The 21,295-nt window shown below is 71.9% G+C and carries 14 protein-coding genes and 1 tRNA gene; 14 read left to right on the top strand and 1 reads right to left on the bottom strand.

The features are described 5' to 3' along the window. The first annotated feature begins 61 nt into the window (after positions 1–61). From hisG to pyk, 12 genes are all read left to right on the top strand, one after another. Positions 62–907, top strand: coding sequence for an ATP phosphoribosyltransferase (gene hisG / locus KRH_RS05745; protein ID WP_012398242.1), 846 nt, complete (start codon positions 62–64; stop codon positions 905–907). A 75-nt stretch (positions 908–982) separates the two neighbouring features. Beyond that, positions 983–1,747, top strand: a complete 765-nt coding sequence (gene hisF / locus KRH_RS05750) for an imidazole glycerol phosphate synthase subunit HisF (protein WP_012398243.1) — start codon at positions 983–985, stop codon at positions 1,745–1,747. Next, the gene (gene hisI / locus KRH_RS05755) at positions 1,747–2,127 is read left to right on the top strand and encodes a phosphoribosyl-AMP cyclohydrolase (protein WP_012398244.1); all 381 of its coding nucleotides are present in this window, start codon (positions 1,747–1,749) and stop codon (positions 2,125–2,127) included. The genes hisF and hisI overlap by 1 nt, the downstream gene beginning before the upstream one ends. A gap of 1 nt (position 2,128) precedes the next feature. Next, a complete protein-coding gene (locus KRH_RS05760) occupies positions 2,129–3,679 on the top strand; it encodes an anthranilate synthase component I (protein WP_012398245.1) in 1,551 nt (516 codons plus the stop codon). Between the two features lie 34 nt (positions 3,680–3,713). After that, positions 3,714–4,445: a Trp biosynthesis-associated membrane protein gene (locus tag KRH_RS05765; protein WP_012398246.1), complete on the top strand. Its 732-nt coding sequence runs from the start codon at positions 3,714–3,716 to the stop codon at positions 4,443–4,445. 128 nt (positions 4,446–4,573) lie between these two features. Beyond that, positions 4,574–4,819: an HGxxPAAW family protein gene (locus KRH_RS05770; RefSeq protein ID WP_012398247.1), complete on the top strand. Its 246-nt coding sequence runs from the start codon at positions 4,574–4,576 to the stop codon at positions 4,817–4,819. Positions 4,820–4,965: 146 nt separating this feature from the next. After that, positions 4,966–7,125: a bifunctional phosphoribosylanthranilate isomerase/tryptophan synthase subunit beta gene (locus KRH_RS05775; RefSeq protein ID WP_012398248.1), complete on the top strand. Its 2,160-nt coding sequence runs from the start codon at positions 4,966–4,968 to the stop codon at positions 7,123–7,125. Then, a complete protein-coding gene (gene trpA, locus KRH_RS05780; RefSeq protein WP_012398249.1) occupies positions 7,122–7,979 on the top strand; it encodes a tryptophan synthase subunit alpha in 858 nt (285 codons plus the stop codon). The genes KRH_RS05775 and trpA overlap by 4 nt, the downstream gene beginning before the upstream one ends. Then, positions 7,976–8,854: a prolipoprotein diacylglyceryl transferase gene (gene lgt, locus KRH_RS05785; RefSeq protein WP_012398250.1), complete on the top strand. Its 879-nt coding sequence runs from the start codon at positions 7,976–7,978 to the stop codon at positions 8,852–8,854. The genes trpA and lgt overlap by 4 nt, the downstream gene beginning before the upstream one ends. Positions 8,855–9,183: 329 nt before the next feature. Next, positions 9,184–13,863 carry a glutamate synthase large subunit gene (gene gltB / locus KRH_RS05790; RefSeq protein ID WP_012398251.1) on the top strand — a complete coding sequence of 1,560 codons (4,680 nt, stop codon included), beginning with the start codon at positions 9,184–9,186 and terminating at the stop codon, positions 13,861–13,863. Then, the gene (locus KRH_RS05795; protein ID WP_012398252.1) at positions 13,856–15,319 is read left to right on the top strand and encodes a glutamate synthase subunit beta; all 1,464 of its coding nucleotides are present in this window, start codon (positions 13,856–13,858) and stop codon (positions 15,317–15,319) included. The genes gltB and KRH_RS05795 overlap by 8 nt, the downstream gene beginning before the upstream one ends. A gap of 211 nt (positions 15,320–15,530) precedes the next feature. After that, positions 15,531–17,036: a pyruvate kinase gene (pyk, locus tag KRH_RS05800; protein ID WP_012398253.1), complete on the top strand. Its 1,506-nt coding sequence runs from the start codon at positions 15,531–15,533 to the stop codon at positions 17,034–17,036. A 206-nt stretch (positions 17,037–17,242) separates the two neighbouring features. Here pyk and KRH_RS05805 read toward each other — a convergent pair. Further along, positions 17,243–17,324: transfer RNA gene (locus KRH_RS05805), tRNA-Leu, on the bottom strand. Positions 17,325–17,687: 363 nt separating this feature from the next. On the opposite strand from KRH_RS05805, the gene KRH_RS05810 reads away from it, so the two are divergent. Together KRH_RS05810 and polA are read left to right on the top strand one after the other, a co-directional pair. Continuing rightward, positions 17,688–18,245 (top strand): ANTAR domain-containing response regulator, encoded by a 558-nt coding sequence (locus tag KRH_RS05810; RefSeq protein ID WP_050738108.1) that lies wholly within the window; start codon positions 17,688–17,690, stop codon positions 18,243–18,245. 45 nt (positions 18,246–18,290) lie between these two features. After that, positions 18,291–21,173 (top strand): DNA polymerase I, encoded by a 2,883-nt coding sequence (gene polA, locus KRH_RS05815; RefSeq protein ID WP_012398255.1) that lies wholly within the window; start codon positions 18,291–18,293, stop codon positions 21,171–21,173. Positions 21,174–21,295: the final 122 nt, after the last annotated feature.

Raw genomic sequence — 21,295 nt, forward strand, 5'->3', positions numbered from 1 at the left:
CCTCCGGGACGCAGCGTCCCGCCGTCCTGCCACCCACACCGCTCCCGCGGAGAGGAACACCATGCTGCGAGTCGCCGTGCCCAACAAGGGCGCGCTGTCCGAGTCCGCCATCACCATGCTCACCGAGGCCGGGTACCGGCAGCGGCGCAGCAGCCGCGAGCTCGTGCTCGTGGACAACGACAACGGCGTGGAGTTCTTCTACCTGCGCCCCCGGGACATCGCCATCTACGTGGGCGGCGGCACCCTGGACCTCGGGATCACCGGACGGGACCTGCTGCTGGACTCCGGGGCCGAGGCCGCCGAGGAGCTGTGCCTGGACTTCGCCCGCTCCACGTTCCGCCTGGCGGGCCCGCTCGGGCAGTTCAGCTCCGTGCAGGACCTGCAGGGCAAGCGGATCGCCACGAGCTACCAGGTGCTGCTGGAGCGCCACCTCGCCGAGCAGGGCGTGGACGCCGAGGTGGTGCGCCTGGACGGCGCGGTGGAGTCCTCCATCCGCCTGGGTGTCGCGGACGCGATCGCGGACGTCGTGGAGACGGGCAACACCCTGAGGGCCGCGGGACTCGAAATCTTCGACGAGCCCATCATGACCTCCGAGGCGCTGCTGATCCGCCGCGGTGACGAACCGGAGCCCGAGGGGCTCAGCGTGCTGCGGCGTCGGCTGCAGGGCGTCCTGGTGGCCCGGCAGTACGTGATGATGGACTACGACATCCGCGAGGAGCTGCTGCCCGCGGCCACCGAGATCACCCCCGGCATGGAGGGCCCCACCATCTCCCCGCTGGGGCGCGACGGTGCCGTGGCGGTGCGCTCGATGGTGCGCAAGGCGGACACCAACAAGGTCATGGACGCGCTCTACGAGGTGGGCGCCCGCGCCATCCTGGTCTCCCCGATCCAGGCGGCGCGGATCTGACGAGCCCCACCGCGCGCCGGGCACGGCGCGGGCGGGACGACGAGCGAGTAATGACGGACGGAAGGGGCGAGGCCCATGGGTGTGGCGGTGCGAGTGATCCCGTGCCTGGACGTGGATGCCGGGCGCGTGGTCAAGGGCGTGAACTTCGAGAACCTGCGGGACGCCGGTGACCCCGTGGAGCTGGCCGCCCGCTACGACCTCGCGGGGGCAGACGAGCTGACCTTCCTGGACGTCACGGCGTCCTCGGGCGAGCGGGACACGATGTTCGACGTGGTCTCGCGCACGGCGGAGACCATGTTCGTGCCCCTGACCGTGGGCGGCGGGGTGCGCACCCCGCAGGACGTGGACCGGCTGCTGCGCTGCGGTGCGGACAAGGCGTCGATCAACACCGCCGCGGTGGAGCGTCCCGAGGTGGTGGACGAGATCACGCGCCGCTTCGGCAGCCAGGTGCTCGTGCTCTCGCTGGACGCGCGGCGCACGGGGAACACGGCCTCGGGCTTCGAGGTCACCACGCGCGGTGGCCGCACGCTCACCGGCCTGGACGCCCTGCAGTGGGCCCGTGAGGCCGAGGAGCGCGGGGTGGGGGAGATCCTGCTGAACTCCATGGACGCGGACGGCACGCGCGAGGGCTTCGACCTGGAGATGATCTCCGCGGTCCGCGAGGTGGTGGGGGTGCCCCTGATCGCCTCCGGCGGCGCGGGCTCCCCCGAGCACTTCCCACCGGCGGTGGCCGCCGGCGCGGACGCCGTGCTCGCGGCCTCCGTGTTCCACTTCGGGCCCGACCACGCGATCGGCGACGTCAAGGCGGCCCTGCGCGCCGCGGGCCACGAGGTGCGCTGATGAGCGGCACGCACCCCGCACCCGCCACCGGCGGCCTGGACCCGGAGATCGCCCGGCGGCTGACCCGCGACGCCGCGGGCCTCGTGGCCGCGGTGGTCCAGCAGCACGACACCGGCGAGGTGCTCATGCTCGGCTGGATGGACGACGAGGCCCTGCGCCGCACCCTCACCGAGGGTCGGGTCACGTTCTGGTCCCGCTCCCGCCAGGAGTACTGGCGCAAGGGGGACACCTCGGGACACATCCAGCGGGTGCACTCGGTGCACCTGGACTGCGACGGCGACGCCCTGCTCGTGCGGGTGGACCAGACCGGCGCAGCATGCCACACGGGTTCGCGCACGTGCTTCGACGGGCAGGACCTCCACGCGGAACAGGCGGTCTAGATTGCAGGAGCTCGGCACCATCACCCCCACCCTGGAGCAGTTCCGGGAGCACGCGGCCACGCGCCGGGTGGTCCCGGTGCGCATGACCGTGCTCGCGGACGCGCTGACCCCGGTGGGTCTCTACCGCGCCCTCGTCGCCCGGGACGGGACGGCGCGGCCCGGCACGTTCCTGCTGGAGTCCGCCGCGGAGGGCGGGGTGTGGTCCCGCTACTCGTTCGTGGGTGCGGGCTCCGTGGCCACCCTCACCGCGCGGGACGGGCAGGCGCACTGGCTCGGCGACGCGCCGTCGGGCGCTCCCACGGACGGTGACCCCCTCGAGGCGCTGCGCGCGACCATGGCGCTGCTGCACACCGAGCCGTTCGAGGACGTCCCGCCCCTGACCAGTGGCATGGTCGGCTTCGTGGGCTGGGAGGCCGTGCGGCACTGGGAGAAGCTGCCCCACCCGCCCGAGGACGACCTGCGCGTGCCCGAGCTCGCCATGAACCTGGTCTCGGACATGGCGGTGCTCGACAACAAGGACGGCTCGGTGCTGCTCGTGGCCAACGCCGTGAACCTCAACGGCACGGACGAGAACGTGGACGAGGCCTACCACGACGCCGTGGCGCGCCTGCGCTCCATGGTCCAGCGCCTGGCCACCCCCCTGGAGCGCAGCACGGTGTCCGTGGCGCAGCCGGGGACCGTGGACCTGGAGACCGCCGTGGAGCAGTCCTGGGACCGCGAGCTGTTCATGTCCGCGATCGACCGCGGCAAGCAGGCCATCGTGGACGGAGAGATCTTCCAGGTGGTGGTCTCGCGCCGCTTCGAGGCGGCGTGCGAAGCCAGCTCGCTGGACGTCTACCGCACCCTGCGCCGGATCAACCCGAGCCCGTACATGTACCTCTACTCGTTCGAGGACGCCGAGGGCAGGCCCTACTCGATCGTGGGCTCCTCGCCCGAGGCGCTCGTGACCGTCACCGGTCGCCAGGCCGTGACCCACCCGATCGCCGGCTCCCGGCCGCGCGGGGCCACCGTGGACGAGGACCTCGCCCTGGGCCAGGACCTGCTCGCGGACCACAAGGAGCGGGCGGAGCACCTCATGCTCGTGGACCTCGCACGCAACGACCTCTCCAAGGTGGCCGAGCCCGGCAGCGTGGACGTGAGCGAGTTCATGGAGATCGAGCGCTTCAGCCACATCATGCACCTGTGCTCCACCGTGGTGGCCACGATGCGCGAGGACGTCACCGCGTACGACGTCCTCGCCGCCACGTTCCCCGCCGGGACCCTCTCCGGTGCCCCCAAACCGCGGGCCCTGCAGCTGCTGGACGAGTACGAGCCCCTGCGGCGCGCGGTCTACGGCGGCGTGGTGGGCTACATGGACTTCGCCGGGAACATGGACATGGCCATCGCGATCCGCACGGCCCTGCTGATCGAGGGCCGGGCGTACGTCCAGGCCGGCGGGGGTATCGTGGCGGACTCCGAGCCCGAGGCCGAGGCCCAGGAGTCCCTGAACAAGGCCACCGCGCCCCTGCGCGCCGCGCTGATCGCCCAGTCGCTGCGTCCGCTCTCGCGCTGATCGCGCCGTCACCGCAACCCCCGAGGAGCACCCCGTGCTGCGTCGCACCGCCCCCGCCGTCCTGAGCACCCTGCTGTGCGCGCTCGCCCTGTTCGGCACCACCACGCTCGCGTGGATCCACGCCGCCGTGACAACGTCCCTGCAGCCGGTCACGGTGGACGTCACCGGCGCCGACGCCGCTCCGGCCGTCACCGCCCTGGGTCTCGTCGCCGCCGTGGCCGCGGTGGCCTCCGCCCTCGGCGGGCGCGTGCTGCGCACCGTGGTGGGCGCCGTGGTGGCACTCGCGGGCCTGGGCGGCGTCGTCGCCGTGCTGGCAGTGACCGCAGATCCCCGCGCGGCCGCGCAGCCTGCGGTGGGCCGCCAGACCGGCGTGCTCAACGCCGGCGGGGACTACACCATGACGGGATGGCCGTGGGCCGCGGTCGCGGCCGCCGTGCTGCTGGCCGTGTGCGGCGTGTGGCTCGTGCTCGTGGCCCAGCGGGTCCGCGGTCGCGCCTCCCGGCGCTACGACCGGGGCGCCCCGGCCGTCAACGAGTCCGTGACGTCCCCCACCGGGCCCAACGCCGCGGACGCGCCGGGGCGGAAGGGCGCCCCGAGCGCCGGGCCGGGGTCCACCGCGGCGGGGACGGCGGCGTCGGCCACCGGGGGTGCGCCCGACGCGGCGGCGCCGAGCACCGCGGGGGAGACCCAGGCCGCCGAGCACGCGGACGACATCGACACGTGGGACGCCCTGACCCGCGGCGAGGACCCCACCGGGGACGCGTGAGCGGCGCGGTGCCCACCGAGCGCCCCGGGAAGTGGCACAATGGGCGCAGAGAAGACTCGGACCCCGCTGCACGCGGGTCCGGCACAGCACGAGCCGCAGGCTCGACCGGCACGGGAGAGTGGACACGCATGTCGAACACCGATCAGATCATCCTGGACCACACCGCCGCGGTGGGCCACGGCAACACGGTGGCCGGATGGGCCTGCGTGGCGGTGATGACCGTGGGCGTCATCGTGGGCTGCGTGGGATTCGTCAACGCCTCCGTGCCCGTGACCGTGGTGGGCATCGGCTTCATCGTGGTCGGGCTGATCGTGGGCGGGGTGCTCAAGGCCATGGGCTACGGCAAGGGCGGCGCCAAGACCGCCGCGCACTGAGCCCGCGCCACTGATCAGCGGCGCGGCCAGGATCGAAGTCACCGGATGACGGCCAGTTCCTCGAGCGGGGAGCTGGCCGTTGCCATCAGTGCGGCGCGCGTCTGCGGGCGCGCGGCCGCGGAGCAGGCACAGGACGAGGGAGACGCATGACGCAGCAGCACACCGGCACGGTGCTGGACAGGATCATCGAGGGGGTGCGCGAGGACCTCGAGACCCGCAGGGCGCAGGTGAGCCTGCAGGAGGTGCAGCGCGCGGCCGCCGAGCAGACGCCCGCGCTCGACGTGGAGGCGGCCCTGAGGGGCTCGGACCCCGCCTCCGTGCAGGTCATCGCGGAGGTCAAGCGCTCGAGCCCCTCCAAGGGCGCGCTCGCGCAGATCACGGATCCCGCGGAGCTCGCCGCGGCGTACGAGCGCGGGGGCGCATCCGTGATCTCGGTGCTCACCGAGCAGCGCCGCTTCGGGGGTTCCCTCGCGGACCTCGACGCCGTGCGGCGCGCGGTGGGGATCCCCGTGCTGCGCAAGGACTTCGTGGTCGAGGAGTACCAGGTGTGGGAGGCCCGTGCCCACGGTGCGGACCTCGTGCTGCTGATCGTGGCCGCACTCGACGACGCCGCGCTCGCCCGGCTGCTGGAGCTCACCCACCACCTGGGCATGCACGCCCTCGTGGAGACCCACACCGAGGACGAGGTGGCGCGCGCCGTCGCGGTCGGGGCGCGCATCATCGGCGTGAACACCCGGGACCTCAAGAGCCTGGACGTGGACGTGCACACCTTCGGTCGGCTCGCCCCGCTGGCTCCGGAGGGCGCCGTGCTGGTCGCGGAGTCCGGGGTGGCCGGGGAGGACCAGATCCGGCTGTACGCGGGCCACGGCGCCCACGCCGTGCTCGCCGGGGAGGCGCTCGTCACCGCCACGGACCCCGCCCAGAGGATCGCCCGGTTCCGCGAGGTGGGAGCCCTGGCGCGCGGCGAGTTCCTGGCCGGGGCCACCCCGCCCGCGGCCCAGGCCGAGCACGCCGCCGCACAGGCGCAGCACGCCGACGACGCCGCGGGCTCCCTGCGCGACGCCCCCGGCCCGTACTTCGGGGACTTCGGCGGACGCTGGATGCCCGAGTCCCTCGTGGCGGCGCTCGACGAGCTCACCGAGACCTTCGAGAAGGCCCGCACGGACGAGGAGTTCCTCGCCGAGTTCTCCCGGCTCTCCCGCGACTACTCGGGCCGGCCCTCGCTGCTGACCGAGGCGGAGCGCTTCGGGCAGGCCCTCGGGGTGCGCGTGTTCCTCAAGCGCGAGGACCTCAACCACACCGGTTCCCACAAGATCAACAACGTGCTGGGCCAGGCCCTGCTGGCCCGGCGCATGGGCAAGACCCGGCTGATCGCCGAGACCGGCGCGGGCCAGCACGGTGTGGCCACCGCGACCGCCGCGGCCCTGTTCGGGATGCAGTGCACCGTCTACATGGGCGAGGAGGACACCCGGCGCCAGGCGCTGAACGTGGCCCGGATGCGCCTGCTCGGCGCCGAGGTGGTGGCGGTGAGCAACGGCTCCCGCACCCTGAAGGACGCCATCAACGAGGCCCTGCGGGACTGGGTGGCCTCGGTGGACACCACGCACTACCTGCTGGGCACGGCCGCCGGACCCCATCCGTTCCCCGCCATGGTCCGCTACTTCCACGAGCAGATCGGCGAGGAGGCCCGCGCGCAGATCCTCGAGCAGGCCGGTCGCCTGCCGGACGCCGTGACCGCGTGCGTGGGCGGCGGCTCCAACGCGATCGGGATCTTCCACGGCTTCCTGGACGACGCCTCCGTGCAGCTCTACGGCAACGAGGCCGGCGGCGACGGCGTGTCCACCGGTCGGCACGCGGCAACCATCTCCCTGGGCCGCCCGGGCGTGCTGCACGGCGCGAGGACGTTCCTGATGCAGGACACCGACGGGCAGACCGTGGAGTCCCACTCGATCTCCGCGGGCCTGGACTACCCGGCGGTCGGCCCGGAGCACTCCTACCTGCACTCGATCGGGCGCGTGTCCTACGAGGCCGTGACCGACGAACAGGCCATGGACGCCTTCCGGCTGCTGTGCCTCACCGAGGGCATCATCCCGGCCATCGAGTCCTCGCACGCCCTGGCCGGCGCGCGGGCGGTGGCCGAGCGCTGGGTCGAGGAGCTCGGCCCGGAGGCCGCGGCGGAGAAGATCATCGTGGTGTCCCTGTCCGGGCGTGGGGACAAGGACGTCGCCACGGCCGCGGAGTGGTTCGACATGCTCCCGCAGGACAGCCACGAGGAACGCGTGGGACAGAAAGGCGAACAGCTGTGAGCACCACCGGAACCCCTGAGACCGCACCCACCGGGCTGGCCGCGCGAATCCTTCCCGCGGGCCTCACGGACCGCGGCGAGTCCGCGCTGTCCCGCCGGATCGAGCAGTGCCGCGACGAAGGACGCCCCGCGCTCGTGGGCTACCTCCCCGCGGGGTACCCCAACCTCGAGGAGTCCGTGGCGGCCGCGGTGGCCCTGGGCCGCAACGGCGCGGACGTCATCGAGATCGGCATCCCGTACTCGGACCCCGTGATGGACGGGCCCGTGATCCAGGCCGCGACCACGCAGTCCCTGGCCAACGGCTTCCACGTGGCGGACGTGTTCACCGTGGTGCGCGCCGTGGCCGAGCAGACGGACGCGGTGCCCGTGGTCATGACCTACTGGAACCCCGTGCTGCAGACCGGCGTGGACGAGTTCGCGCGCCGGCTGGCGGAGGCCGGGGGAGCCGGGATCATCACCCCGGACCTCATCCCGGACGAGGCGGGGCAGTGGTTCGCCGCCTCCGAGGAGCACGGGCTGGACCGGATCTTCCTGGTGGCGCCCTCCACCACCCGTGAGCGCATGGACATGACCGTGGCCGCGGCCTCGGGCTTCCTCTACGCCGTGTCGGTCATGGGCGTCACGGGCGCCCGGGACGAGGTCTCCTCGGCCGCAGAGGACGTCGTGGCCCGGGCGCGGGCCGCCGGTGCGCAGCGGGTGTGCGTGGGCCTGGGGGTGTCCCGCCGCGAGCACGTGCTGGAGATCGGCCGCTACGCGGACGGCGTGATCGTGGGCACCGCCCTCGTGCGGGCCCTCGGCGAGGGCGGTGCCGAGGCCGTGGGCCGCCTCGCCGCCGAGCTCGCGGGGCGCGCATGACGCCCGCGCTGCTGCCCGCCGCGATTCCCTCGCCGGGGACCAGCAGCATCCACCTGGGCTTCCTGACCATCCACTTCTACGCGCTGTGCATCCTGGTGGGCATGGCACTGGCCGTGTGGCTGACCATGAAGCGCTGGCGGCGCCGCGGGCAGGACCCGGACGTGCTGTGGGACATCGTGTTCTGGGCGGTGATCGCCGGGATCGTCGGCGCCCGTGCGTACCACGTGCTGGTCACGGACCCCCGCGGGTACTTCGGCCCCGGGGCGGATCCGCTGGCCGTGCTGCGGATCTGGGAGGGCGGGCTCGGCATCATGGGCGCCGTGCTCTTCGGAGCCGCCGCCGCCTGGGTGGTCTCCCGCCGCAACGGGATCCCGCTGCACGTGTTCGCGGACTGCGTGGCCCCGGCGCTGCTGCTGGCCCAGGCCGTGGGCCGGTGGGGGAACTGGTTCAACCAGGAGCTGTTCGGCAAGCCCACCACGCTGCCGTGGGGCCTGGAGATCTCCCCCCTGTCCCCGAACTTCCCTCAGGGGCTGCCCCCGGACACCCTGTTCCACCCCACGTTCCTCTACGAGAGCCTGTGGGACCTGCTGGGCGTGGTGGTGCTGCTGCTCGTGGACCGGCGCGTAGGGGATACCCACGGGCGGATCTTCGCCCTGTACATGGTCTACTACGGCGTGGGGCGGATGCTCATCGAGATGTTCCTGCGCGTGGATCCTGCGCTGATGGTCGCCGGGGTCCGGGTGCACGTGTGGACCTCCCTGCTCATCGTGCTCGGCGGGATTGTGCTCTACGTGCTGCTCGGCCGACGCACCGGGCGCGGCACTGCGCAGGAGTCGGGCGTGGCACGGCAGCCCCAGCCCACGCACTCCTCCTGAGAGCCCCGCCGCGGGCGGTGCGACCCGTGCTGAGAGGCCCCGGACCCCGCGGTCCGGGGCCTCTCGGCATCCGTGGTCCACATGCTGGAATGGCCCGTCCCCGCGCGACTGTGATGTGTACTACGTGGTACGTTACCCAGGCACCGCGCAACCGCCCATCCACACGGCTGCCCGGTCCGATCCTCGGCTCGCAGCAGAGCCGCTTCCTTTCCGCAACGGGGCGGACACCGGCGTCACAGGATCTCACGACGCCCGCCGCACACCCACCGAGTGTTCCCGGGCTTCGTCGACGCACCAGACCAGCCCACCCCTTGGTGAGGAGCTCCGTCATGACTCAGCAGCACGTTCCCGCACAGGGGACCCCCGAGCACGAGACCGCGCCCCACGGGCCCGAGGTCGTCTCCCCGTTCGAGCGCTTCTCCGCAGTCCCGCAGGACCAGGGCCTGTACCGCGCCGAGGACGAGAAGGACGCCTGCGGCCTCGCGGTGGTCGCGACCCTCGACGGCGTGGCCTCCCACGATGTCGTCGACGCCGCCCTGACGGCCCTGCGCAACCTGGAGCACCGCGGTGCCGTGGGCGGGGACGAGGGCACCGGGGACGGCGCCGGGATCCTCACCCAGGTCCCGGACGCGTTCCTGCGGGAGGCCGTGGACTTCACGCTGCCGCCGCAGGGCGCCTACGCCGTGGGCACGGCGTTCATGCCCACGGGTGGGCACCACCTGGACGAGCTGCGCTGCGCGCTCGAGGAGCTCGCCCGCATGGAGCACCTCTCCGTGCTGGGCTGGCGGGACGTGCCGGTGGTCGACGACGCCGTGGGCGCCTCCGCGCGCGCGGTGATGCCCACGTTCGTCCAGTTCTTCGTCTCGGACGGGCGCCACAACAAGCGCGCCGCGTCCCTGTTGACGCGGGACGCGGCGTCGTACGACCCCGTGGCCGCGCAGCGCGAGCTGGACCAGAAGGTGTTCCGCGTGCGCAAGCGCGCCCAGAACAAGTACGGCGTGTACTTCCCGTCCTTCTCCTCGCGCACCCTCGTGTACAAGGGGATGCTGACCACCGCGCAGCTGGAGCCCTTCTACCCGGACCTCTCCGACCCGCGCTTCGAGACGAAGCTCGCGGTGGTGCACTCGCGCTTCTCCACGAACACGTTCCCCTCCTGGCCGCTGGCTCAGCCCATGCGCACCCTGGCGCACAACGGGGAGATCAACACCGTGGTGGGCAACCGCAACTGGATGCGCGCCCGCCAGTCCTCAATGTCCGGGCCCGTGCTGGGCCGCCAGCCCGAGGACCTGTTCCCCATCTGCTCCGAGGGGGCCTCGGACTCGCAGTCCCTCGACGAGGTCGCGGAGCTGCTGCAGCTCGCGGGGCGCCCCGTCACCGAGACCATGCTCATGCTGATCCCGGAGGCGTGGCAGAACCACGAGACCATGGACCCGCAGCTGCGGGCGTTCTACGAATACCACTCCACCCTCATGGAGCCGTGGGACGGGCCGGCGTGCGTGTCCTTCACGGACGGCGTGCGCGTGGGCTCGGTGCTGGACCGCAACGGTCTGCGCCCCGGGCGCTACTGGCAGACCGAGGACGGCCTGGTGGTCTTCGCCTCCGAGGTGGGCGTGGTGGACGTGGGCCAGCGCAGGATCGTGCGCAAGGGCCGGGTCTCCCCGGGCACCATGTTCCTCGTGGACACGGACGAGGGCCGGATCGTCGAGGACACCGAGATCAAGGCCGAACTCGCGGCCTCCCGTCCGTGGCAGGACTGGGTGCGGGACTCCGTGCGCCCCATCTCGGAGCTGCCCGAGCGCGAGCACATGACGCACCCGCCGCGCTCCGTGCGGTTGCGGCAGAAGACCTTCGGATACACCGAGGAAGAGCTGAAGAAGATCATCGGCCCCATGGCCACAGCGGGCGCCGAGCCCATCTACGCCATGGGCACCGACACCCCGGTGGCCGTGCTCTCCAACCGCTCGCGGCTGCTCTACGACTACTTCGTGCAGTCCTTCGCGCAGGTCACCAACCCGCCGCTGGACGCGATCCGCGAGGAGCTGGTCACCTCCATGGCCGGCGCCGTGGGGCCCATGGGCAACATGCTCTCCCCGCAGCAGTGCCGCACCCGCCAGATCCGGCTGGACTTCCCGGTGATCGACAACGACCAGCTGGACCAGTTCGCGCACCTGGACGACGACGACGGCGCCGCGCTGAGTCTGCGCGTGCGCGGGCTCTACCGCCCGCTCGACGGCGCCCGCTCCCTCGCGGAGCGGATCGCGGAGATCTGCGAGAAGGTCTCCGCGGCCGTGAACCGGGGCGTGCAGTTCGTGATCATCTCGGACCGGGACTCCAACGGCGTGTGGGCCCCCATCCCGTCCCTGCTGCTGACCTCCGCGGTGCACCACCACCTGCTGCGCTCGGCCACCCGCACCCGGGTGGCGCTGATCGTGGAGTCCGGTGACGTGCGCGAGGTCCACCACGTGGCGCTGCTGCTGGGCTACGGGGCCTCCGCCGTGAACCCGTACCTGGCCATGGAGTCCGCCGAGGAGCTCGTGCGCCGCGGGGAGATCCAGGGGGTCACCGAGGAGCAGGCGGTCGCGAACCTCATCACCGCGCTCGGCAAGGGCGTGCAGAAGATCATGTCCAAGATGGGCATCTCCACCGTGCAGTCCTATTGCGGTGCCCAGACCTTCGAGGCGCTCGGGCTCTCGAGCGAGATCGTGGCCGACTACTTCGCGGGCACCCGCACGCAGATCGAGGGCGTGGGCCTGGACGTCATCGCCGCCGAGACCGAGGCCCGCCACCGGCTGGCCTACCCCGAGGACGGCGTCACCGAGCCCCACCGGGACCTCGCGACCGGCGGCGAGTATGACTGGCGCCGCGAGGGTCCCCGCCACCTCTTCGACCCCCACACGGTGTTCCGGCTGCAGCACGCCACGCGCACCGGGCGCTACGACATCTTCAAGTCCTACACGCAGCGGGTGGACAGCCAGGCGCGGGAGATCGCATCCCTGCGCGGGCTGATGACCTTCGAGTCCACGCGCGAGCCGGTGGACATCGACGAGGTCGAGCCCGTGAGCGAGATCGTCAAGCGCTTCTCCACCGGTGCCATGAGCTACGGGTCCATCTCCATGGAGGCCCACGAGACCCTCGCGATCGCCATGAACCGGCTGGGCGCCAAGTCCAACACGGGAGAGGGCGGCGAGGACGTCGAGCGGCTCGTGGACCCCGAGCGCCGCTCGGCCATCAAGCAGGTCGCCTCGGGCCGGTTCGGGGTGACCAGCCTCTACCTGGCCTCTGCGGACGACCTGCAGATCAAGATGGCCCAGGGCGCCAAGCCCGGCGAGGGCGGGCAGCTCATGGCCCAGAAGGTCTACCCGTGGATCGCCCGCACGCGCCACTCGACCCCCGGGGTGTCCCTGATCTCCCCGCCACCGCACCATGACATCTACTCGATCGAGGACCTCGCCCAGCTCATCTACGACCTCAAGCGCTCCAACCCCAGGGCGCGCGTGCACGTCAAGCTCGTCTCGGAGCGGGGCATCGGCACGGTCGCGGCGGGCGTGACCAAGGCCAAGGCCGACGTCGTGCTGGTCTCCGGCCACGACGGCGGAACGGGCGCCGCCCCGCTGAACTCGCTCAAGCACGCGGGCATGCCCTGGGAGCTCGGTCTCGCAGAGACCCAGCAGACCCTGCGGCTCAACGGGCTGCGCGAACGCGTGGTGGTGCAGGCGGACGGGCAGCTCAAGACCGGCCGGGACGTCGTCGTTGCCGCACTGCTCGGGGCCGAGGAGTTCGGCTTCGCCACCGCGCCGCTGGTGGTGGAGGGCTGCATCATGATGCGCAAGTGCCACCTGGACACGTGCCCCGTGGGCGTGGCCACCCAGAACCCCGAGCTGCGCTCGCGGTTCACGGGCAAGGCGGAGCACGTGGTGAACTTCTTCGAGTTCATCGCGCAGGAGGTCCGCGAGCACCTCGCGCAGCTCGGCTTCCGCAGCATCGAGGAGGCCGTGGGCCACGCCGAGGTGCTGCGCACCCGGGAGGCCGTGGAGCACTGGAAGGCCAAGGGCCTGGACCTGAGCCCCGTGCTGGACTCCTTCCGCGCGGAGGGCGTCACGGACGGGTTGCGCAACACGGGCTCCCAGGACCACGAACTCGAGAAGCACTTCGACAACCGGCTCATCCCGCTTGCGGCGCCGGCCATCGAGCGTGCCGAGCCGGTGCGGGTGCAGGAACGGGTGGTCAACACGGACCGCGCCGTGGGCACCATGCTCGGCTACACCGTGACCAGTGCCCTGGGCACCGAGGAGCTCGCCGACGACACGATCGACGTGACCCTCACCGGCGAGGCCGGGCAGTCCCTCGGCGCGTTCATCCCGCGGGGAATCACCCTGCGGCTCGAGGGGGACGCCAACGACTACACCGGCAAGGGGCTCTCCGGTGGGCGGATCGTGGTGCGGCCCCCGCGGGACGCGGACCTCGTGGCGCACGAGAACGTGATCGCGGGCAACGTGATCGGTTACGGCGCCACGAGCGGTGAGATGTTCTTCAACGGCGTGGTGGGCGAGCGCTTCCTGGTGCGCAACTCCGGGGCCACCGCGGTGGTCGAGGGCATCGGCGACCACGGCTGCGAGTACATGACCGGCGGCGTCGCCCTCGTCCTGGGGGAGACCGGACGCAACTTCGGTGCGGGCATGTCCGGGGGAGTGGCCTACGTGCTGGACCTCGACGAGCTCGACGTCAACCGGCAGGCCCGGGAGAAGGGCGAGCTGCGCTTCGAGCAGCTGGACCGTGAGGACCGCGAGCTGGTCCTGGACCTGCTCAAGCGCCACGGCGAGGAAACCGGCTCCGCGTTCGCCGCGCAGCTGCTCGCGGACCCGCAGCAGAGCCTGACCCGTATCACCAAGGTGCTCCCGCGGGACTACTCCGCGGTGCTCGCACTGCGCAACGAGGCCGAAGCCGAGGGCGAGGACCCGGACGGCGACGGCACCTGGCACAAGATTCTGGAGGTGACCGGCCGTGGCTGATCCCCGTGGTTTCCTGAAGGTCCGCGAGCGTGAGGACCGCCCCAAGCGTCCCGTCCCGGTGCGGCTGATGGACTGGAAAGAGGTGCAGCAGCGCCAGCAGGCCGGCGTGCTGCACGAGCAGGCGGGCCGCTGCATGGACTGCGGCGTGCCGTTCTGCCACCAGGGCTGCCCCCTGGGCAACCTGATCCCCGAGTGGAACGACCTCGTCTGGCGGGAGCAGTGGGGCGAGGCGTCCGAGCGGATGCACGCGACCAACAACTTCCCGGAGTTCACCGGGCGCGTGTGCCCCGCGCCGTGCGAGTCGTCGTGCGTGCTGGGCATCAACCAGCAGCCCGTGACCATCAAGCAGGTGGAGTACGCGATCGGGGAGAAGGCGTTCGAGGACGGGCTGATCGCCCCCCACATCCCCCAGCGGCTCGTGGGCCGGACCGTGGCCGTGGTGGGTTCCGGACCGGCGGGTCTCGCGGCCGCCCAGCAGCTGACCCAGGCAGGTTTCACGGTGGCCGTGTACGAGCGGGACGACCGCATCGGTGGACTGCTGCGCTACGGCATCCCGGACTTCAAGCTCGAGAAGTCCGTGCTGGAGCGGCGCCTGGACGTGATGCGCCAGGAGGGCACCAAGTTCCGGCCCGGTGTGGAGATCGGCAGGGACATCACGTGGGACGTGCTGCGTCGGCGCTACGACGCCGTGATCGTGGCCACCGGGGCCACCCGTCCTCGGGACCTGGAGATCCCCGGACGGGACCTGGAGGGCGTGCACTACGCCATGGACTACCTCGTGCGCTCCAACCACCTGGTGGAGGGGGACGAGGTCCCCGATCCCATCGACGCGCACGGCAAGCACGTGATCGTGCTCGGCGGCGGGGACACCGGCTCGGACTGCATCGGCACGGCCCTGCGCCAGGGGGCGGCGTCGGTGACGTCGCTGGCCATCGGCCGCAAGCCGCCGGTGGACCGCGCAGACGCGGAGCCCTGGCCCATGATGCCCCGGGTCTTCGAGGTCTCCACGTCCCACGAGGAGGGCGGGGAGCGCAGCTACCTGGCCTCCACCGTGGAGTTCGTGGGGGAGGGCGGACACGTCACCGGACTGCGCGTGGCCGAGACCGAGTACCGGGAGGACGGCTCCCGCGTGCCCCGCCCCGGCACGGAGCGGGTGCTGCCGGCGGACCTTGTGTTCCTGGCCCTCGGGTTCACGGGCAACGAGTCCCAGGAGCTCACCGAGCAGCTGCCGGTGGCCCTGGACGAGCGCAGCAACGTGGCCCGGGACGAGACCTACATGACCGCGGTGGACGGCGTGTTCTCGTGCGGGGACGCCGGGCGCGGGCAGTCCCTCGTGGTCTGGGCGATCGCCGAGGGCCGGGCGTGCGCCGCGCACGTGGAGCGCCACCTCACGGGCCAGACCCGCCTGCCGGAGCCCGTGGAGCCCTCCGAGCGGGCCATCGACCTGAGCCTCTAAGACGGTCGTCCCCCGGGGGTGGCCCGGGCGTCCCCCGGGTGTGAGCCAGGAACCACCGGGACATGTGTCCGCTCATACCGCCGACCCGCCCGGATTGCTAGGCTGGGGAGCAACATCGGCGAAGCGGCCGCGGCCGAGCAGCGTGGGCTGCCCGGCCCGGCCGCTTCTTCCGTGTGTGCCAGCCATCCGCTCTCCGAAAGGGAGTCACCACATGCGTCGAGCGAAGATCGTTGCCACCATCGGCCCCGCCATCTCGTCCCACGAGAACATCACCCGGGCCATCCAGGCCGGAATGAACGTCGCGCGGCTGAACATGAGCCACGGGGACCACTCCGTGCACAGCGCGTCCTACGAGAACCTGCGACGCGCGAGCGAGGAGCTCGGTGCCACCGTGGCCATCCTCGCGGACCTGCAGGGCCCCAAGATCCGCCTCGGCAGCTTCTCTGACGGGCCCCACGACCTCGCGGTGGGGGACACCTTCACCATCACCGTGGAGGACGTGCCGGGCACCCGGGAGCGCTGCTCCACGACCCACAAGGGCCTGCCCGGGGACGTGTCCGTGGGGGACCCGCTGCTGATCGACGACGGCAAGGTGGCCCTGCGCGCCACGGCCGTGACCGACACGGACGTCACCACGGAGGTGGTGGTCCCCGGGACCGTGTCCGACCACAAGGGCATCAACCTGCCGGGCGTGGCCGTGAACGTTCCCGCCCTGAGCGGGAAGGACGAGGCGGACCTGCGCTGGGCCCTGCAGCGCGGCGTCGACATCATTGCGCTGTCCTTCGTGCGCAACGCCGAGGACATCACCCGCGTGCACGAGATCATGGCGGAGGAGGGGCGCAAGATCCCCGTGATCGCCAAGATCGAGAAGCCCCAGGCCGTGGACGCCCTGCACGAGATCATCGACGCGTTCGACGGCATCATGGTCGCCCGCGGGGACCTCGGCGTGGAGCTGCCGCTGGAGGCGGTGCCGATCGTGCAGAAGCGCGCCATCGAGCTGGCCCGGCGCTGGGCCAAGCCCGTGATCGTGGCCACCCAGGTGCTCGAGTCCATGATCGACAACCCCCGCCCCACGCGCGCGGAGGCCTCGGACTGCGCGAACGCGGTGCTCGACGGCGCCGACGCCGTGATGCTCTCGGGTGAGACCTCGGTGGGCAAGTACCCCATCAAGACGCTCGAGACCATGGCCAGCATCATCGAGGCCACCGAGACCGAGGGCATGGACCGCATGCCCCCGCTGGGCACCGAGCCCCGCACCCGCGGCGGCGCGATCACCCGCGCCGCGGTGACGATCGCCCGGCAGCTGGACGTGAGCTACATCTGCACGTTCACCCAGTCCGGTGACTCGGCCCGGCGGCTGTCCCGGCTGCGCCCGGACCGCCCGATCCTCGCCTTCACGCCCGAGAAGAGCGTGCAGTCCTGGCTGCAGCTGCTGTGGGGCGTGCAGCCCATCCGCGTGGACCGCGTGGAGCACACCGACGACATGACGCGCCAGGTGGACCACTACCTCCTCGAGTACGACCTCGCGGACACCGAGGACATGGTGGTCATCTGCGCCGGTTCGCCCCCCGGGCACGCCGGTTCCACCAACCTGGTCAAGGTCCACCGCGTGGGCGACCTCCAGGACGCGGGGGAGGCCCCGCAGCGCGAGCCGCACGAGGGCATCCGTCCGTGGGGCCTGAGCCTGCCGGGCTCGGCCTCCTGGCGCGAGCCGTGATCGGCTGAGCCCTCCGGGGCGTGACGACGGCGCGGGGTGCGGTTCTTCGGGACCGGCACCCCGCGCCGTCGGCCGTTGCAGGCGCCTTACGGCGGGTGCCGCACCGCGCGGCGCAGCGAGGGCGGGGGGCACGGGGGCGTGTCGACGACGAACGGCCCCGTGTCAACGGGGCCGTTCTCGCGGTGCTCTGACCGGGTCGTTCGCGGTGCCCAAGGTGGGACTCGAACCCACACATGTTTCCATACCGCATTTTGAGTGCGGCGCGTCTGCCGATTCCGCCACTTGGGCTGGGGCGGGGTCGCCGTCGGGCGGCCCTGGAGCGCGGAGGACCGGGGGTCCCGGCCCCGCGCGGCTCACAGCATACACGACGGGGTCTAGCATGAGGGGGACACCGGGTGCGCCCGATGACCCCGCCGGAGACCGCACTGTGCCGTGTCTCACGGGGTGCCCAGGCCGCTCACGTGGTTGGATTCGGTGTCGAGAGCAGGCAGACGACCCCCGAACCGAGGAGTGCCCGTGACGGATACGCCCCACGCACCCGAATCCCCCGCACCTGACCCCAGTGCATCCGAACCCCACGCCGAGACTCGCGACTCCGTCTCCGCGCAGGCCGCGTCCGGCGCGGACACCACCGGCGCCACCCCCCGGACCGTGGTGGTCGCCGAGGACGAGGCCCTGATCCGCATGGACATCGTGGAGATGCTCGAGGACGCCGGCTACCGCGTGGTGGCGCAGGCCGAGAACGGTGAGCGCGCCGTCGCCCTGGCCACCGAGCACCGCCCGGACCTCGTGCTCATGGACGTGAAGATGCCCGTGATGGACGGGATCACCGCGGCCGAGCAGATCGCCGCGGACCGGATCGCCCCCGTGGTCCTGCTGACCGCGTTCAGCCAGCGCGAGCTCGTGGAGCGCGCCCGGGAGGCCGGGGCCATGGCGTACGTGGTCAAGCCCTTCACGGTCGACGACGTGGTGCCGGCCATCGAGATTGCGATGTCGCGTTTCGAGGAGATCGCCGCGCTCGAGAACGAGGTCGCGGACATGAAGGAGCAGTTCGCCACCCGCAAGCTCGTGGAACGGGCCAAGTCCCTGCTGCAGACCAAGATGGGCCTCTCCGAGCCCGAGGCGTTCCGCTGGATCCAGAAGACCTCGATGGACCGCCGGCTGTCCATGCGCGAGGTCGCGGAGGCCATCATCAACCAGGTGGCCTGAGGCGAAGCGCCCGTGCCTGTCCGGGGCTGCCCCTAGGATGGGGGCGTGACCGAGACGAGCCAGCAGCCCAGCCAGGATCCGAGCGCACCCCGCACGGTGGTGATCGGCGAGAAGACCGACGCCCCGCAGCAGGTGCCCCTGCCCGAGCCGGTGTCCCGCCCGGAGAAGCGGCTGCTGCTCATCGACGGCCACTCCCTGGCGTTCCGCGCCTTCTTCGCGCTCTCCCGTGCGGCGGAATACGGCAACGGCCCGGGCTTCGTCACCTCCGAGGGGGTGCACACCGAGGGCGTCTACGGCTTCGTGAACACCATGGTCAAGCTGGTGCGGGAGGAGAAGCCCACCCACCTGGTGGTTTCCTTCGACCTCGAGGGTCCCACGCTGCGCTCCCAGGAGTACGGGGAGTACAAGGGCGGCCGTGACGAGACCCCCGAGGAGTTCCACGGCCAGGTTCCCAACATCCAGCGCGTCCTCGAGGCCCTGGGCGTGCCGATCGTCACCATGGAGGGGCACGAGGCGGACGACGTCCTGGCCACGCTCGCCTCCCGCGCCGCGGCCGAGGACTTCGAGGTCCTCGTGTTCTCCGGGGACCGTGACGCGTTCCAGATGATCACCGACCACGTCACCGTGGTCTACCCCGGTCGCACGCCCTCGGACCTGCGCCGGATGGACGCGGCCGCCGTGTACGAGAAGTACAAGGTGGCTCCCCAGAACTACCCGGACCTCGCGGCGCTCACGGGGGAGACCGCGGACAATCTCCCGGGTGTCCCGGGCGTCGGTCCCGGGTTCGCCGCCAAGTGGATCACCGCCTACGGCCCCGTGGACTCGCTGCTGGAGCACGCCGGGCAGATCACCGGCAAGAAGGGCGAGGCGCTGCGCGAGAACGAGGAGCTCGTGCGCCGCAACCGCAAGCTCAACCGCCTGGTCACGGACCTGCCCCTCGAGATCGACCTCTCCGCGACGGCCCTGCCAAAGGCGCACGCGGAGCGCGTGGCGGAGGTCTTCGACGAGCTCGAGTTCGGCTCCCAGCTGCGCGGTCGTCTGCTCGAGGCCTTCGCAGCGCAGACCTCCGGGGACGACGTCGCCGCGCTCGCCCCCGTCACGGACGTCACCCGGGTGCACACCGCCCCGGAGTTCGCCGACTGGCTCGAGGCGCAGGACCAGGACGCACCCGTCGTCGTGCGCCGGCTGAGCGCGGACCCCAAGGCGCCCTCGGGCGAGGAGGTCACCGCCCTGGTGCTCACGGGCACCACGGGCGCGGCCCTGGACCTCGTGGCCGCCGACCAGGAGCTGACCCGCGCCGTGGAGCAGTGGCTCGGAGACACCACCGCGGCCAAGGTCGTGGACGGCCTCAAGGACCTCTACCACGGGCTGATCCAGCGGGGCATCGTGCTGGCCGGGGTGGTGGACGACGTCCAGCTCTCGGGCTACCTCGTGCGCCCGGCCCTGCGCTCCTACGAGCTGGAGTCGCAGCTGGCCCAGCACCTGGAGGTCGAGGTCCCGGCCGCCGAGGAGAGCACCGGCGGCGCGGACGCGCACGGACAGACCGCGCTCGCACTGGAGGACGAGGACGCGCTCGGCGGTGTCAGCGACGCCGTGCTGGTCCGTGAGGCCACGCTGGGGCGGGCGTGCCGCGAACTGAGCGAGCACCTGCGGGCACTGCTCGAGGCGGACGGGCAGTTGGGGCTGCTCACCGAGCTCGAGATGCCGCTCGCCGTGATCCTCGCCCGCATGGAGGCCACGGGGATCGCCATGGACCGCCCGGGGATCGACGTCCTGTTCGAGGACCTGCAGCACCCCATCGACCAGGCGTTCGAGCAGGCCCAGGCCCAGATCGACCACGAGGTCAACCTGGGCTCCACCAAGCAGCTGCAGGCCGTGATGTTCGACGAGCTCGGCCTGCCCAAGACCAAGAAGACCAAGACCGGCTACACCACGGACGCCTCGGCCGTCGCGGACCTGATCGGCAAGGTCTCCCCGGACACCGCCGGGTCACGCTTCCTCGTGGCGCTCATGAACTGGCGCGAGTACTCCAAGCTCAAGCAGATCGTGGCCGGACTGCGGGACGCCATTGCCGAGGACGGGCGCATCCACACCACCTACCAGCAGACGGTGGCGGCCACCGGGCGGCTGTCCTCCACCGGGCCCAACCTGCAGAACATCCCGGTGCGCACCGAGCAGGGCCAGCGCATCCGAGACGTCTTCGTCGTGGGGGAGGACACCCAGGGGCCCTTCGAGTGCCTGATGACTGCCGACTACTCGCAGATCGAGATGCGCATCATGGCGCACCTGTCCGGGGACGAGGGGCTCATCGAGGCCTTCCGCGGCGGTGAGGACCTGCACCGCTTCGTGGGCTCCCGCGTGTTCGACGTGGCCCCGGAGGACGTCACCCCGCAGATGCGCTCCAAGGTCAAGGCCATGAGCTATGGCCTCGTCTACGGGCTGAGCTCCTACGGACTCTCTCAGCAGCTGCACATCGGGGTGGACGAGGCCCGGACCATGATGAGCGGCTACTTCGAGCGCTTCGGGGGCGTGCGGGACTTCCTGCGCGGCGTCGTGGAGGAGGCCCGCTCCAAGGGCTACACCGAGACCATCGACGGCCGCCGCCGCTACCTCCCGGACCTCACGAGCGATAACCGCCAGGCCCGCCAGGCCGCCGAGCGCATGGCCCTGAACGCCCCCATCCAGGGCTCGGCCGCGGACATCATCAAGAAGGCGATGATCGGCGTGGACCGCGCGCTGAGGGACGGGCAGCTGCGCTCCCGCGTGCTGCTGCAGGTCCACGACGAGCTCATCGTGGAGGTGGCCCCCGGTGAGCGCGAGGAGGTGGAGCGGATCCTGCGCACCGAGATGGCCGGGGCCGCGGAGCTCACCGTCCCGCTGGACGTCAACGTGGGCACCGGCCGCACGTGGCACCAGGCGGCGCACTGACCCCGCCCCCGCGAGCGGCTCGGCACGCTGACCCCGCTGCCGGGCACCGCACCCCCCGAGACCCCTACGGCCCCGAACGGTTACTCCCCCGCGTGGGAGGAACCCCGGGACCGGTGCACGGA

It is taken from the genome of Kocuria rhizophila DC2201 (genome assembly GCF_000010285.1).
Taxonomy (GTDB): domain Bacteria; phylum Actinomycetota; class Actinomycetes; order Actinomycetales; family Micrococcaceae; genus Kocuria; species Kocuria rhizophila_A.

Excerpts from the sequence above, each read along its gene's own strand:
- gltB (WP_012398251.1), top strand. The coding sequence starts at position 9,184 with ATGACTCAGCAGCACGTTCCCGCACAGGGGACCCCCGAGCACGAGACC.
- KRH_RS05775 (WP_012398248.1), top strand. The coding sequence starts at position 4,966 with ATGACGCAGCAGCACACCGGCACGGTGCTGGACAGGATCATCGAGGGG.
- lgt (WP_012398250.1), top strand. The coding sequence starts at position 7,976 with ATGACGCCCGCGCTGCTGCCCGCCGCGATTCCCTCGCCGGGGACCAGC.
- hisF (WP_012398243.1), top strand. The coding sequence starts at position 983 with ATGGGTGTGGCGGTGCGAGTGATCCCGTGCCTGGACGTGGATGCCGGG.
- hisG (WP_012398242.1), top strand. The coding sequence starts at position 62 with ATGCTGCGAGTCGCCGTGCCCAACAAGGGCGCGCTGTCCGAGTCCGCC.
- hisI (WP_012398244.1), top strand. The coding sequence starts at position 1,747 with ATGAGCGGCACGCACCCCGCACCCGCCACCGGCGGCCTGGACCCGGAG.
- KRH_RS05770 (WP_012398247.1), top strand. The coding sequence starts at position 4,574 with ATGTCGAACACCGATCAGATCATCCTGGACCACACCGCCGCGGTGGGC.
- pyk (WP_012398253.1), top strand. The coding sequence starts at position 15,531 with ATGCGTCGAGCGAAGATCGTTGCCACCATCGGCCCCGCCATCTCGTCC.